The 14,811-nt window shown below is 56.0% G+C and carries 17 protein-coding genes; 15 read left to right on the forward strand and 2 right to left on the reverse strand.

All coding sequences use genetic code 11. The features are described 5' to 3' along the window. Window position 1: 1 nt before the first annotated feature. A complete protein-coding gene (locus ACRZ91_RS10445; RefSeq protein ID WP_170474333.1) occupies window positions 2–688 on the reverse strand; it encodes a rhomboid family intramembrane serine protease in 687 nt (228 codons plus the stop codon). Window positions 689–774: 86 nt separating this feature from the next. Here ACRZ91_RS10445 and trpS point away from each other — a divergent pair, with 86 nt between their 5' ends. Then, window positions 775–1,803 carry a tryptophan--tRNA ligase gene (gene trpS / locus ACRZ91_RS10450; protein ID WP_170474329.1) on the forward strand — a complete coding sequence of 343 codons (1,029 nt, stop codon included), beginning with the start codon at window positions 775–777 and terminating at the stop codon, window positions 1,801–1,803. A gap of 62 nt (window positions 1,804–1,865) precedes the next feature. Here the strand turns inward: trpS and ACRZ91_RS10455 are convergent, their stop codons facing one another. Next, window positions 1,866–2,915 (reverse strand): Glu/Leu/Phe/Val family dehydrogenase, encoded by a 1,050-nt coding sequence (locus ACRZ91_RS10455; protein ID WP_480905019.1) that lies wholly within the window; start codon window positions 2,913–2,915, stop codon window positions 1,866–1,868. Window positions 2,916–3,044: 129 nt separating this feature from the next. Between ACRZ91_RS10455 and ACRZ91_RS10460 the strand changes: the two genes are divergently transcribed. From ACRZ91_RS10460 to ACRZ91_RS10525, 14 genes are all read left to right on the forward strand, one after another. After that, window positions 3,045–3,497, forward strand: a complete 453-nt coding sequence (locus ACRZ91_RS10460) for an Lrp/AsnC family transcriptional regulator (RefSeq protein ID WP_010442863.1) — start codon at window positions 3,045–3,047, stop codon at window positions 3,495–3,497. 67 nt (window positions 3,498–3,564) lie between these two features. Further along, the gene (locus ACRZ91_RS10465; protein WP_480905022.1) at window positions 3,565–4,428 is read left to right on the forward strand and encodes a branched-chain amino acid aminotransferase; all 864 of its coding nucleotides are present in this window, start codon (window positions 3,565–3,567) and stop codon (window positions 4,426–4,428) included. A 73-nt stretch (window positions 4,429–4,501) separates the two neighbouring features. Further along, window positions 4,502–4,957: a universal stress protein gene (locus ACRZ91_RS10470; protein WP_010442861.1), complete on the forward strand. Its 456-nt coding sequence runs from the start codon at window positions 4,502–4,504 to the stop codon at window positions 4,955–4,957. Window positions 4,958–4,965: 8 nt separating this feature from the next. Then, a complete protein-coding gene (locus ACRZ91_RS10475; protein ID WP_480905025.1) occupies window positions 4,966–5,559 on the forward strand; it encodes a DsbA family protein in 594 nt (197 codons plus the stop codon). 69 nt (window positions 5,560–5,628) lie between these two features. Continuing rightward, entirely contained in the window at window positions 5,629–6,192 is a 564-nt protein-coding gene (locus ACRZ91_RS10480; RefSeq protein ID WP_170474317.1) for a NifU family protein, read from the forward strand. Next, entirely contained in the window at window positions 6,182–6,772 is a 591-nt protein-coding gene (gene tsaB / locus ACRZ91_RS10485; protein WP_480716588.1) for a tRNA (adenosine(37)-N6)-threonylcarbamoyltransferase complex dimerization subunit type 1 TsaB, read from the forward strand. The genes ACRZ91_RS10480 and tsaB overlap by 11 nt, the downstream gene beginning before the upstream one ends. Window positions 6,773–6,783: 11 nt before the next feature. Next, window positions 6,784–7,188, forward strand: a complete 405-nt coding sequence (locus ACRZ91_RS10490; protein WP_480905029.1) for a GNAT family N-acetyltransferase — start codon at window positions 6,784–6,786, stop codon at window positions 7,186–7,188. 147 nt (window positions 7,189–7,335) lie between these two features. Further along, window positions 7,336–8,334: a BMP family lipoprotein gene (locus tag ACRZ91_RS10495; RefSeq protein ID WP_010442856.1), complete on the forward strand. Its 999-nt coding sequence runs from the start codon at window positions 7,336–7,338 to the stop codon at window positions 8,332–8,334. Between the two features lie 88 nt (window positions 8,335–8,422). Beyond that, window positions 8,423–9,952: an ABC transporter ATP-binding protein gene (locus tag ACRZ91_RS10500; RefSeq protein ID WP_170474311.1), complete on the forward strand. Its 1,530-nt coding sequence runs from the start codon at window positions 8,423–8,425 to the stop codon at window positions 9,950–9,952. Between the two features lie 3 nt (window positions 9,953–9,955). Next, window positions 9,956–11,050 carry an ABC transporter permease gene (locus ACRZ91_RS10505; protein ID WP_170544552.1) on the forward strand — a complete coding sequence of 365 codons (1,095 nt, stop codon included), beginning with the start codon at window positions 9,956–9,958 and terminating at the stop codon, window positions 11,048–11,050. Further along, window positions 11,050–12,018: an ABC transporter permease gene (locus tag ACRZ91_RS10510; RefSeq protein WP_010442853.1), complete on the forward strand. Its 969-nt coding sequence runs from the start codon at window positions 11,050–11,052 to the stop codon at window positions 12,016–12,018. Before ACRZ91_RS10505 ends, ACRZ91_RS10510 begins: the two co-directional genes overlap by 1 nt. 90 nt (window positions 12,019–12,108) lie before the next feature. After that, window positions 12,109–13,032 (forward strand): sulfite exporter TauE/SafE family protein, encoded by a 924-nt coding sequence (locus tag ACRZ91_RS10515; protein ID WP_480716591.1) that lies wholly within the window; start codon window positions 12,109–12,111, stop codon window positions 13,030–13,032. Between the two features lie 91 nt (window positions 13,033–13,123). Further along, on the forward strand, window positions 13,124–14,044 hold the full coding sequence (locus tag ACRZ91_RS10520; RefSeq protein ID WP_010442851.1) for a sulfite exporter TauE/SafE family protein: 921 nt from the start codon (window positions 13,124–13,126) through the stop codon (window positions 14,042–14,044). Window position 14,045: 1 nt separating this feature from the next. Further along, complete coding sequence (locus tag ACRZ91_RS10525) at window positions 14,046–14,810, forward strand: TIGR02186 family protein (protein WP_170544560.1); 765 nt, start codon at window positions 14,046–14,048, stop codon at window positions 14,808–14,810. Window position 14,811: the final 1 nt, after the last annotated feature.

A 14,811-nucleotide genomic window follows, 5' to 3' on the forward strand; every position in this document is an offset into this window, starting at 1 on the left:
ACTAATCACGCCTTGTTTTGCTGAGAATGCGCGCCCAACCGCCCGGAGCGAGAAAGAAAGACAAACCAAACCCGGTGGCAAATCCACCCAGATCGGCAACCCAATCCGACGTGCCGCCGAAGATCAAACCGAAGAGCAGCTGAATCCCCATTAGCACCGCGATCAGGCTGAAAGCGCGGGATTGGTTTTCGCCGACCAGTGAAAGCTTACGCCACAACAACCATGTGAACGCACCGATCAACCCGTAGACAGGCGGAAACCCCCCAACCAGAGGATAGGGCGGGTTCAGCAAAACGGCATAGGCCAGCGCTCCGCCCACGCCAGACACCACAAAGATGATTAGCATGGCGATGCTGCCAAACACCTCGGCAACCATTTTCCCCATTGCCAGTACAAACACGCAAACAAATATCGCTTGCGTAAAATTGGCCTGGACAAAGGGATAGGTCACAAAGCGGATCACATGTTCGAACGGCCAACGCCCGTTCTGCACCATCCAGTCGAAGATATCAGGCGAGAACGTGTATTGCTGCAACGCGTCCAGCCGCCATCCAACCGCAGTTGGACCTCCGACCAGCCCGCGGCCGCCAAGCATAAAAGCCAGCTCGATCCCCATGATGAACAGAACTAATGCCACCACGACCGGCGGCAGAGGGTTCACGGGCGGTGTATAATGCTCACTGCTCATTGGGCTGGCCTTTCGCGGCTGTTGACGTCCCTTTGCCTCATGGGTAAGCGACGGGGGCTGATTTTTCCAGACAGGAGTTTCCTTCGATGACCGAGACCCAATTCACGCCGCGCGTGTTTTCCGGCATCCAGCCTTCAGGAAACCTGCACTTGGGTAACTATCTGGGTGCACTCAAACGTTTCGTGGATATGCAGGGGCCGGAGTATGAGACCGTCTACTGCATGGTTGACCTCCACGCGATTACTGTCTGGCAAGACCCGGATCGCCTGCGTGAGAAGACTCGTGAAGTTTGCGCTGGATTCATTGCCGCCGGTCTCGACCCTGAGAAATCCATCCTGTTCAATCAGAGCCAGGTGCCCGAGCACACGCAGTTGGCCTGGATCTTCAACTGCATCGCCCGAATCGGTTGGATGCAGCGTATGACGCAATTCAAGGACAAGGCCGGGAAGAATGCGCAAAACGCGTCGTTGGGTCTGTTCGCTTATCCCGCACTGATGGCTGCGGACATACTGGTGTATCACGCGACCCATGTGCCGGTCGGTGAAGACCAGAAGCAGCATCTCGAACTGACGCGCGACATCGCAATCAAGTTCAACCATGACTATGGCGTCGATTTCTTCCCCGTGACCGAACCGGTCATCGGTGGCCCAGCGCCGCGCGTGATGAACCTGCGCGACGGGTCGCGTAAGATGTCATCCTCTGACCCGTCCGATATGACGCGGATCAATATGACTGACGATGCCGACGCCATCGCCAAGAAGATCCGCAAGGCCAAGACTGACCCGGATGCACTGCCCTCGGAAGTGAAGGGGCTTGAAGAGCGGCCCGAGGCACGAAATCTGGTGAACATCTACGCTGCTCTTAGCGATCAGACTGCCGAGCAGGTTTTGGCAGAGGTCGGTGGCAAACAATTCGGCGAGTTCAAGCCGATGCTGGCTGAATTGGCGGTTGAGAAGCTGTCACCCATCTCCTCCGAGATGGCACGTCTGATGGGAGAAGAGGCTGAGATCGACCAGATACTTGCCCGCGGGGCTGAACGGGCGCGTGCGCTTGCCTCCCCGATCTTGCAAAAAACCTACGAGATTGTGGGCATGGTCGGAGCAGGCAAGTCCTGATGATCAGAACCCGATCTAGAAACGCCGCCCAGTCCGGGCGGCGTTTTTTGTTTGGCAGCCCATTATGCGGCCTTGGGGCGCAGCATTTCATGCACAATGGATTCAGCGACCTCATGCGGGCTAACCGCTTCGATCTTGGCCCTCGTCAGGATGCGATCCATCGTCTGCTCAAGCGCCTTTAATCTATCAGCGACCCAAGCTTCACGCTCTTCTACGCGCAGGATTTCTGTTGCCACATTTATGATGCCACCCCCGTTAGCGACAAAGTCGGGTGCGTAAAGAATGCCGCGCTGGTGAAGCAACCGCGCATCGCCAGCACTGGCCAACTGGTTGTTTGCGCCCCCAGCCACGGCGCCGACCTGCAACAATGGAATGCTTGTTTCGTTAAGGATACCCCCGATGGCGCAGGGGGCAAATATGTCGGCCTCAACACCATAAATCATGTCGGGGGCCACAGCCTGAGCCGCACACTGTTCAGCAACACGTGCCGATTGGCGGGCATCGATATCTGTGACGATCAGCCGTGCGCCTGCATCATGAAGCAACCGACACAAATGCGCGCCTACATGGCCAAGCCCCTGAACCGATACGGTCAGGCCATCCAGATCAGTTCGCCCAAAACGGTGCTGCGCAGCCAACCGGATCGCGTTGAATATTCCGCGTGCCGTGATGGGGGATGGATCACCGCTCGCAAATTCCCCGTCTGCCAGCCCTGCCACAAAGTCAGTCCGGGACCCGATATGGGCCATGTCAGCGGGCGTCATACCCATGTCTTCTGCGGTCCAGTACTGACCGCTCAGGCTTTGCACGACTTGACCGAAGGCACGCAGAAGATCAGGTGATTTATCGATGTGCGGGTCACCAATAATAACGGCCTTGCCACCCCCTAGAGGAAGATCAGCTGCAGCGTTCTTGAAGGTCATGCCCCGCGCCAATTGCAAGGCATCATTCAATGCCTCTGCAGCATGTCCATAGGGGCGCATCCGCACACCGCCAGCCGCAGGACCGCGTTGCGTCGAGTGAACTGCAATATAGCCCAATAGACCAAGTGCGCTGTCCTTGAATTCGACCACGCGCTCGTAATCTGGCGCGTCTATGATGGTGATGTCCATTCTTCTCCTCCGGGCTACCCAGTGGAGTTTGCCATCTGTCGACGAGTGAATTTCACCTATTTATCGCTACCAGCAGAAGTATTTTAGAGGTATTCTTCAAACAACTCGAAAATGATGGAGTTTTTCACTATGGATGACATCGACTCCAAGATAATCCGTGCCCTCCAGAATGATGGCCGCATGACTGTTATCGATCTGGCAGACCATGTCGGGCTGTCCCCGACACCTTGCGCGCGGCGCTTGGATCGATTGCAACGAGATGGGATTATCACCGGGTACGCCGCTCAGGTAGACCCCGAGCAGCTTGGCTTCGGCGTTACGATTTTTGTCTCTGTCGAGTTGGAGAAACAGGATCGCAGCGCCATCGATTCCTTTGAAAAGGCAATTCGGCGGTGTGATGAGGTGATGGAGTGCTATCTCATGACAGGCTCGCGTGACATCTTGCTGCGCGTCGTGGCCAAAGACCTCAACGCATTTGACGCCTTCTTAGAAAACCGACTGATGAAAATACAAGGCATCAGAAATCTGCGTTCAAACTTTGCCTTGCGCACCATGGTCAAACGTGAGTCGCTGCCTCTGTAACGCGGATAATCTGCTGGACCTTGCCTCAGCCCCAACCTAGGTTTCCCGAAGCTTGAGGGAGGGCGCAATGGCAGTCGGCAAAAACATCCGCACCTATTTCGAAGGTCAATGGCATGATGGGGACGCCCCGATCATGCGTGCAGCCGACCATGGCGCATGGCTTGGCTCGTCTGTATTTGACGGCGCCCGCTTCTTTGATGGGATGACCCCGGATCTGGATGCCCATTGCGCTCGGGTCAATCGCTCGGCCGAAGCTCTGATGCTAACGCCTTCGGTGACTACGGAACAGATGGTTGAACTGGTTCAGGAGGGGCTACAAAGTTATCCAACAGATACTGCAGTTTACATTCGCCCTATGTATTGGGGCATTGACGGAGACCCAACCGCAATCATCCCCCAGGAAGACAGCACTGGCTTCGCCATTTGCCTGGAAGAAATCCCGATGGCGCCCAAATCCGCCTCGGCCACGCTGACGACAACCCGCTTCCGTCGCCCCGTTCTGGAATCTGCCGTGGTTAACGCTAAAGCGGGCTGCCTCTATCCGAACAACGCCCGGATGTTGCAGGAGGCGCGTGGCAAAGGTTTCTCAAACGCGTTGGTTGCCGATGCCATGGGGCACGTGGCGGAAACCGCGACCGCCAATATTTTCATGGTTCGCGATGGAGAAGTTTTCACCCCGATTCCCAATGGAACGTTCCTTGCCGGCATCACCCGGGCGCGACACATCAAGAATCTGCGCGCCGATGGGGTGAAAGTGCATGAATCTGTGCTGAGCTTTGAGGACTTTCACGATGCTGACGAAGTATTCATGACCGGTAACATGAGCAAAGTGACCCCAATCACCGCGCTGGATGACACCCAGTATCAGGTGGGTCCAATTGCCCGTCGCGCACGCGAGATGTACTGGGATTGGGCTGCAAGCAATCGCTGATCGACACCCTGCCCGTTTCAGTTGCCTCTGCGCATCCTGTGGGGCATGATCCCGAAAACAAACGAGGACAAACATGCGCAAGTTCCTAGTCGTTCTTGACGACAGCCGTGAATGCCTAAACGCCATGCGCTTTGCCGCAATGCGCGCGGCCCATACGGGCGGCGGGGTAACGGTTCTTTCGGTAATTCCGCCGGATGAGTTCAACCATTGGATCGGTGTTGCCGAGGTGATGCGCGAAGAGGCGCGCGAGCGTATTCACGCGCATTTTGAAGTGTTCGCCAAATGGATGCGTGACAAGCAGGGTGTCGAGCCCGAATTGGCCATTCGCGAAGGCGACCCGGTTCCTCAAATCATCGAACACGTCCAGTCCGACTCTGAAATTGGCGTGTTGGTGCTGGGCGCTGGCACTGACAAGAAGGGCCCCGGACCATTGGTAACCCAGCTAACCCGGAACTCTGGCAGTCTGCCTATTCCGGTCACTATTGTGCCCGGCGACTTAAGCAAGGAAAAGCTGGAAGCCATCACCTGAGGCACATTATGCCAGCAACATTGCAATTTTGGTTCGATTTCGCGTCGACCTATTCCTATCTCAGCGCTATGCGCATCCAACAGGCGGCCGCAGAAAAGAGAGTCGCCGTGGAATGGCACCCATTTCTTCTGGGCCCGATCTTTGCTGAACAGGGATGGAACAACTCGCCGTTCAATCTGTATCCCGCAAAGGGCCGGTACATGTGGCGGGATATGGAACGGCTTTGTGCAGCGCGCGATCTACCATTTCAGCAGCCCAAAAATTTTCCACAAAACAGCCTGCAAGCGGCGCGTCTGGCAATGGCAATCGGATCAACTAATGAACGTGGTGCATTTGTACGCGCTGTCTATTCTGCACAATTCGGAGCGGGACAAGACATCTCGGACCTCACGGTTCTGGCGGAATGCCTTGGCATGTCAGGCGTTTCGCAAGATGTGATGGAACAGATTGGTAGCCCCCAGATCAAATCCGCGCTGTTCGAACAGGTCGCTCAGGCCAAGGCTCTGCACATCTTCGGCGCACCAAGCTTTATCGCCAAAGATGAATTGTTCTGGGGTGACGACCGATTGGATGACGCGATTTCCTTTGCCGCATCAATTTAGAACGATTCCAAATCTTGACTTCCCCCGTCCGGACACGCATATCAGATACACCTTAAACGGAGCCGCGCCATGTTTATCCAAACTGAATCCACACCCAACCCGGCAACTCTGAAGTTTTTGCCCGGTCAGACGGTTCTGGAAGCCGGCACTGCAGATTTTCCAAACGCTGAGGCTGCCGAGAAATCTCCGCTCGCCACTCGTATCTTTGGCGTCGCGGGTGTGACGGGAGTGTTCTTTGGCAATGATTTTGTCACGGTGACAAAATCCGATGATGTCCAATGGGATCACATCAAACCCGCCATCCTCGGCGCTGTAATGGAGCATTACCAATCCGGTCAGCCCGTCATGGGCGCAAACGTTGATGCAGGCGCAGGGCACGCCGAACATACCGGTGAAGACGCTGAAATTGTACACCAAATCAAAGACTTATTGGATAGCCGAGTGCGGCCTGCCGTGGCACAGGATGGCGGCGACATAACATTCCATGGCTTCGACAAGGGGATTGTTTATCTTCACATGCAAGGGGCCTGTGCGGGATGTCCATCCTCCACGATCACTCTGAAAATGGGTATCGAAAACCTGCTACGGCATTACATCCCGGAAGTGATCGAGGTTCGCCCCGTTGCGATCTGATCCAACCATCCTGGCATTCGACACATCGGCCGCGCATTGCGCGGCCGCTTTGTTGCAAAACGGTGTGATTGTTGCGTCCTGCGTTGAGCCCATGTCGCGCGGGCAGGCTGAGAGGTTGATGCCTTTACTGGAAGAGTTGTTGGAAGAGAACGAATGCAACTGGCGAGATCTGGACGCGATTGGTGTCGGGGTTGGCCCCGGAAACTTCACCGGGATTCGAATCTCGGTCTCGGCTGCCCGAGGACTGGCGCTTGGTCTGGACGTTCCCGCAGTCGGTGTATCGGGCTTCGATGCCTTGGCCGAGTTGGCCCCCAAAGGCCACTTACCTGCGATTCCCGCTCCTCGCGACCAAGTTTATTTGATGCCGGATGGAGCAGAAGCGCGACTGGTCGCGCGACACGACGCAGAATCATTGGGCAGACTATATCTTTGCGATCAGCCTGATCGGCAGGTTCGCACTATTGCTCGATTGGCGTCGCGGCGTTTGGCCTCGACGCCCACTCCACCCGCACCTTTATATGTTCGCCCTGCAGATGCCGCGCCTTCGCGCGACGTACCTCCGGTCTTGCTTGACGAATGACGCCACAGGAAATGGCTCATATCCATGCCGCCGCGTTCCATCAGAGCCGCCCTTGGGTTGCAGATGAGTTTGCCGAGCTTTTGGCAAATCGCTTCATCCATGCAATTGGGGACACAAGATCATTTGCGTTGGTTCAAGTGATTGCCGGCGAAGCGGAACTACTGACGATAGCAACCCATCCAGATCACCAAAGGAAGGGATTGGCGCGAAAGATAATGGTAGAATTCCACGCCTACGCGGATCAGGCTGGGGCTTCGCGGGCGTTTCTGGATGTTGCCTCGGACAATGACGCGGCAATCGCTCTTTACGAAGCATGTGGATACGAAGCATGCGGCACACGCAAGCGCTATTACCTGCGCGAGAACGGTCCAAACGTCGACGCAATCGTCATGGAATGTCGTTTTCACGGCAATTAATCACTTTTTTAGACCATATGGTCAAATTTCTATTGACCGAAGCTGTTGCAAACAGCTTCAATTCCCGCCATCACAACATGTATGCTCGCTCTGAGTGGGTATCGGGGGATTCAGCCCCGGACCGATAATAGCCAACGGGAGTAACAAATGACCCTTATGAAATCTTTGATGGGCGCAGCCGCTGCGGTTGCACTGACGGCAGGCGCAGCCCTTGCAGAACCGGCCCTGATCTTTGATCTGGGCGGTAAGTTCGACAAGTCATTCAACGAAGCGGCCCATAACGGCGCGTCTCGCTGGGCCGAAGAAACGGGCGGTACATACCGCGAGATTGAGATGCAGTCCGAAGCACAGCGCGAACAGGCCCTGCGTCGTTTCGCCGAAGCCGGCTCGAACCCGATCATCACCATGGGCTTTGGCATGGCTGACCCGCTGGCCGCGGTTGCAGCTGACTACCCTGACACAACCTTTGTGGTAGTTGACGTGACATGGCTGGACGCCCCGAACCTGCGTCAGGTTGGCTTTGCCGAGCATGAAGGCTCATACCTAGTTGGCATGATGGCAGCGATGGCATCGAAGACCGGCACTGTCGGCTTCATCGGCGGTATGGACGTGCCACTTATCCGCCACTTTGGTTGCGGATACGCACAAGGTGCCAAAGCCGTGAACCCCGACATCAATGTTGTTGCCAACATGACTGGTACAACTCCGGCAGCGTGGAACGACCCGGTAAAAGGCTCTGAGCTAACCAAAGCACAAATCAGCCAAGGTGCTGACGTGGTTTACGCCGCAGCTGGCGGCACTGGCGTTGGTGTTCTGCAGACCGCCGCAGACGAAGGCATCCTGTCGATCGGCGTTGACAGCAACCAGAACCACCTACACCCAGGTAAAGTTCTGACTTCGATGCTCAAGCGCGTTGACGTCGCCGTTTATGAAGCGATGAAAGCGGGTGAGGACGTCGAAACCGGCGTATTCGTCATGGGCCTGTCCGAAGATGGCGTTGGCTATGCTATGGACGAGAACAACGCGCCGCTGGTTTCCGACGATATGAAAGCTGCGGTTGACAAAGCTCGTCAGGACATCATCGACGGCAATGTTTCGGTTGTCAGCTACTATGAGAACGACAGCTGCCCGGCACTGCAGTTCTGATAACACACGGGGCGAAGGGTCAAACTTCGCCCCGAATGCACTCTGCCGCGATACTGATCGCGGTCCTTTCGGCAATTGAGGACAAGACATGACCGTCCCCGCCATTGAGCTCAAAGGGATTTCCAAAGCCTTTGGGCCGGTTCAGGCCAACAAAGACATTTCCATCAGCGTAGCCCCCGGAACGATCCATGGGATCATCGGAGAAAACGGTGCGGGCAAATCCACGCTGATGAGCATTCTCTACGGCTTCTACAAGGCCGACAAAGGTGAGATCTGGATCAACGGATCTAAGACCGACATCCCCGATAGTCAGGCTGCGATTGCAGCAGGCATCGGGATGGTTTTCCAGCATTTCAAACTGGTCGAAAACTTCACCGTACTGGAAAACATCGTTCTGGGTGCCGAGGATGGCGGACTGCTGGCCCCATCATTGGCGAAAGCCCGCAAAGAGCTGAAAGAGCTTGAAGAAGAATACGAACTGTTCGTGGACCCCGATAAGCGCATCGACGAAATTGGCGTTGGCATGCAGCAGCGGGTTGAGATCCTCAAAGCGCTCTATCGCAAGGCAGAAATTCTAATTCTCGACGAGCCGACCGGAGTGCTGACCCCCGCCGAGGCGGATCAATTGTTCCGCATACTTGACCGGCTGCGGTCCGAGGGCAAAACGATCATCGTGATCACGCACAAGCTGCGCGAGATCATGGAAAATACTGATACCGTCTCGGTGATGCGCCGCGGTGAGATGACCGCGACAGTCAAAACCGCTGAGACCAACCCACAGGAACTGGCCGAACTTATGGTGGGCCGCAAAGTTCTGCTCCAGGTCGACAAGGTGCCCGCGCAACCGGGCAAACCGGTTCTGGAGATCGAAAAGCTCAGCGTCACCGATTCGGCAGGTGTCGAGCGCGTGAAAGGCATCGACCTGACTGTTCGCGCAGGTGAAATCGTGGGGATTGCTGGCGTTGCAGGAAACGGGCAATCGGAACTGCTGGAGGTTCTGGGCGGGATGCGTCCCGGACAGGGATCAATCAAATTGAACGGAGAACCTCTGCCATTGCACGGCCCCGGCTCGGACGGTCAGGCACGGCGCGCGCAACACATCGCGCATGTGCCCGAGGATCGCCAGCGCGAAGGCTTGATCATGGATTTTTACGCGTGGGAGAATGTGGCCTTCGGCTATCACCGCGATCCTGCGTATAAGCGCGGGCTGTTCATGGACAATGCCGCACTGCGCGCCGACACCGAAGCCAAGATTGAGAAATTCGACGTACGCCCGCCCAATGGCTGGCTGACCGCCAAAAGCTTCTCGGGTGGCAACCAGCAGAAGATCGTCGTCGCGCGCGAGATTGAGCGGAACCCGGACCTGCTGCTGGTGGGCCAACCCACACGCGGTGTGGATATCGGTGCCATCGAATTCATTCATAAACAGATCGTTGCCCTGCGTGATCAGGGTAAGGCGATTCTGCTGGTTTCGGTCGAACTGGAAGAGATCTTCTCGCTGTCCGACCGGATCGCCGTGATGTTTGACGGACATATCATGGGCGAGCGTCTGCCCGCCGAGACGGATGAAAAAGAACTGGGCCTACTGATGGCCGGTGTTGCAGGAGAGGCCGCCTGAACCATGGAAAAAATGCCCAAATGGGCCGATGTGGTGCTGATCCCAATCATCAGCCTGCTGTTGGCCACAATCCTTTCGGCAATCGTTATTCTGGCCATTGGGGAAAACCCGATCGAGGCGGTCAACCTGATGGTCACAGGGGCCTTGGGTTCAACCTATGGCTGGGGTTATACGCTCTATTACGCGACAAACTTCATCTTCACCGGTCTCGCAGTTGCAGTCGCCTTTCATGCGCGCCTGTTCAATATCGGTGGTGAGGGGCAGGCCATGTTGGGCGGACTGGGCGTTGCCATTGTCTGTCTATCAGTCCCATGGCCGCATTGGACCATTGCTTTGTTGGCTGCCTGCGCAGCTTCGATGATCTTTGGGGCAGCTTGGGCTGCAATCCCGGCCTATCTGCAAGCCAAGCGGGGCAGCCATATCGTTATCACCACGATCATGTTCAATTTCATCGCCGCTGCCTTCCTGAACTACATGCTGGTCAATGTGATGCGCCCGCAGGGGTCGCAAGACCCGGCGACCGCCCGGTTCCCCGAGGCAGTACACTTGCCAACATTCCAGTCGATGTTCTCAAGCGCTGAAAACATCGTATTCCGGGGGGCGCCCGCGAATATTTCGTTCTTCGTAGCGATACTTGCCTGCATCGTGGTTTGGGCCCTGATCTGGCGCACGCGACTGGGATACGAAATCCGCGCCTATGGCCATTCGGAAACGGGAGCCGTCTATGCCGGTATCTCACCCGTGCGCATCACGATCATCGCAATGCTGATCTCGGGTGCCCTTGCAGGCATGATGGCTATCAACAATGTCATGGGCGAAGCAGAACGACTTGTCCTCAATTCGACCGAGGGTGCCGGATTTATTGGGATTGCCGTGGCTCTTATGGGTCGTTCCCATCCGTTCGGTGTTTTCCTTGCCGCGATCCTGTTCGGATTTCTGTACCAGGGTGGCGCTGAATTGGCGTTGTGGACGTCGATCCCACGTGAACTAATCGTGGTCATTCAGGCGCTGGTCATCCTATTTACCGGCGCGCTCGATAATATGGTGCGCATGCCGCTTGAAAAGATCTTCCTGAGTTTCCGGAAGGGGGCAGAGTGATGGAATTTTTCGTTACCCTCATTCAGGTCCTCGATTCTACAGTTCGACTGGCCACGCCACTGTTGCTGGCTTGTCTGGCGGGTTTGTATTCCGAACGCGCTGGTATTTTTGACATTGGGCTTGAAGGCAAGATGCTTATGGCGGCTTTCTTCTCGGCTGCTATCGCCGCAGTAACGGGTTCGGTCTGGTTAGGGCTTCTGGCTGGGATCGGAGCGTCTCTGGTTTTGTCAGCACTGCACGGACTGGCTTCGATCACGTTTCGGGGCAATCAACTGATCTCGGGTGTCGCCATCAATTTCCTCGCGTCCGGTATGACGGTTCTGATCGCGCAAAGCTGGTTCCAACAGGGTGGACGCACTCCGTCTCTGTTTGGCGGCGGCCGGTTTGAGCCGATCAACTTCCCCTTCGCAGAAGCGCTGGAAGGTGTGCCATTCATCGGCCCGATATATTCCGAGCTGCTGTCAGGCCATTCAATCCTCGTCTATGTGGCGTTCCTGTTCGTACCACTCACCTGGTGGATCTTGTTCCGCACTCGGTTCGGGCTGCGCTTGCGTGCGGTAGGCGAAAATCCTGCGGCGGTTGACACAGCCGGGGTCTCGGTCGTTGGTCTGCGATTTGCAGCCGTGGCCATCTGCGGCATTCTCTGCGGTATTGCCGGTGCGTATCTGGCGACAGCCTTGCAAGCCGGATTTGTAAAAGAAATGACAGCGGGTCGCGGTTTCATCGCATTGGCCGCGCTAATCTTCGCAAAGTGGCGCCCTTGGCACGCGATGTGGGCCTGTCTGTTGTTCGGGTTGTTGCAGGCAATTGCGCTGCGGTTCCAGAACATCGATCTGGGTGGGGTCGTAATCCCGGTCCAGGTGATGGACGCCCTGCCCTACATTCTGACCGTGGTGATTCTTGCAGGTTTTGTTGGCAAAGCCATTCCACCACGCGCGGGGGGTGAACCCTACGTCAAAGAACGCTGATAGAGCCAGTTCAGGACTGCTCCTCAGTCCTGTTTGCTGCAGAGCGGCATACAGAGTTGATTTTGTATGTCGCAACCGTTCTAAGGGGGTATGCACGTATACCTCCCCATAGCCGAAGTTTCGGTCAACCCTTTCCTGCTGCTTGGAATTGGCGGGTTGGTTGGTGTTTTGTCCGGTATGTTTGGCGTGGGCGGGGGGTTCCTGATCACCCCTATGCTTTTTTTCATCGGCATACCCCCGGCTGTGGCGGTGGCCACATCGGCCAATCAGGTTGTGGCCTCATCGTTCTCTGGGCTGATGGCGCACCTGAAACGCAAGACCGTTGACCTTGAGATGGGCACCGTCCTGCTTGGCGGAGGGCTGCTCGGTGCGGCCTTGGGAATGGTTGTTTTTAACTTTCTGAAACATCTTGGCCAGGTCGATCTGGCGGTGCAGCTTTGTTATGTCGTGTTCCTAGGCGTGATCGGCAGCTTGATGTTTGTCGAAAGCTTGAACGCTATCCGTCGCGCAAGGCAGTCAGGAAGTATCCCGGTCGCCAAGCGCCGGCAACGGACATGGGTCCACGCGTTACCCTTCAAAATGCGCTTTCGTGCTTCGAGCCTTTATATTTCAGTGATCCCACCCGCACTGGTCGGGTTCGGCGTTGGTATCCTGTCAGCGATCATGGGAGTTGGCGGCGGGTTTATCATGGTGCCTGCGATGATCTATATCCTTGGTATGCCCACAAAAGTCGTGATCGGCACATCCCTGTTTCAGATCATATTTGTGGCTGGGTTCACGACGATGATACACGCCTCGACAAACTACAGCGTCGATGTGCTTCTTGCGGTTCTTCTTTTGATCGGGGGGGTTGTGGGCGCACAATTGGGCACCCAAATCGGCGCACGTTTGAAGGCCGAGCAATTACGCATTCTGTTGGCTCTTTTGGTCATTGCAGTTGCTGCAAAAATCGGGTTTGACCTGCTCCTGACGCCGCCTGACTATTTTTCTCTCTCAGAACCCGGAGGAGTTTAGCCGTGTTGCAAGCTCTGCCCGCAAGCCACCCCGACCGCAAGAGAACGGGCCGGTCCAAGCCCGGTAACGCCAGTAATAACGTGACGGTATCATGCATATTTACCTGCCCATAGCCGAAGTCTCCGTAAACGCCTTCCTGTTGTTGGGACTGGGCGGAATGGTCGGCATTTTGTCGGGGATGTTCGGCGTTGGGGGCGGTTTCCTGATGACCCCTTTGCTGTTCTTTATCGGCATTCCTCCCGCCGTGGCGGTTGCTACCGAAGCCAACCAAATTGTTGCCTCTTCATTCTCAGGGGTTCTGGCGCATTTCAGACGCCGAACCGTTGATCTGAGAATGGGGACAGTCCTATTGGTTGGCGGGTTGGCAGGTGCTGCATTGGGCGTCGTCGTCTTTAATTATCTCAAAAGTCTTGGTCAGGTCGATTTGCTGGTCAAACTTTGTTACGTTATCTTTCTGGGCATCATCGGCAGCCTGATGTTCGTCGAAAGCCTGAATGCAATTCGCAAAACCCGAAAAGGCGGTACACCTCCTCCGAAGCGGCGCCAGCGTGGATGGGTTCATGCCATGCCGTTCAAGATGCGATTCCGGACTTCGGGTCTGTATATCTCGGTCATTCCACCAGTGATCGTTGGTCTGTTCGTCGGTGTCTTGTCAGCCATTATGGGGGTTGGCGGCGGGTTTATTATGGTGCCTGCGATGATCTACCTTTTGGGCATGCCAACCAAGGTGGTTGTAGGAACTTCCCTGTTTCAGATCATCTTCGTAACCGCCTTCACCACCATGCTGCATGCCACGACCAACTATACGGTTGACGTCGTGCTGGCCGTTCTGCTGCTGGTCGGTGGCGTGGTCGGAGCCCAGGTGGGAACTGTTATCGGGGCTCGGATGCCAGCCGAGCAGCTGCGAGTTCTGCTTGCCGCGCTTGTGCTTGTCGTCTGCGGCAAGCTGGCGCTTGATTTGTTGCTACAACCTTCCGAGCTGTACTCGCTGGGCACGGATGGAGGACACTAAGATGTTGCGTTTGATTGTCCTTCTATCTCTGATTTGCCTGCCCGCTTTTGCCGCCGAAGAACAAGTTGTTCTGGGATTAAGCCAGGATCGCGTATCAATCACGGCCAATTTCGACGGCTCCGAGATTCTGGTATTCGGAGCTGTAAAACGCGAAGCCCCCATACCGGAAGGCCCCCCGCTTGAGGTTGTTGTCGCTGTCGCTGGTCCATCCGAACCCGTAACCGTTCGGCGCAAGGAAAAGCGATTTGGCATCTGGGTAAACACCGATAGCCTGGTTGTTGATCTGGCCCCTAGTTTTTATGCCGTAGCCACGAGCGCCCCGTTCGGTGAAGTACTGACTCAAACCGAAGATCTGCGGTACAAGGTTTCAATCGAACGCGCCATCCGCTCGGTGGGTGCCGATATGAATATTCAGGGCGCTCAGGACTTTTCCGAAGCCGTCATTCGCATCCGAGAGGATGAAGGTTTGTATTCCATCCGTGAAGACACTGTGGCGGTTGACGAACAAACTCTGTTCCGAACTTCGATCGAAATGCCGTCAGACCTTACAGAAGGTAGCTATGCCGCCCGTATTTTCCTGACGCGGGGTGGTATGGTTGTCTCAACTTTCGAAACATCTATTGATGTACGCAAGGTCGGGCTGGAAAGGTTCCTCTACAGCATGTCCCGCGAACAGCCGATCTGGTACGGGCTTATGTCGCTGGCGATAGCGATTGCAGCAGGGTGGGGTGCATCGACCGCTTTCCGACTGTTGCGCGAAAACTAGG

The sequence above is a fragment of the Ruegeria sp. O11 genome (genome assembly GCF_056535285.1).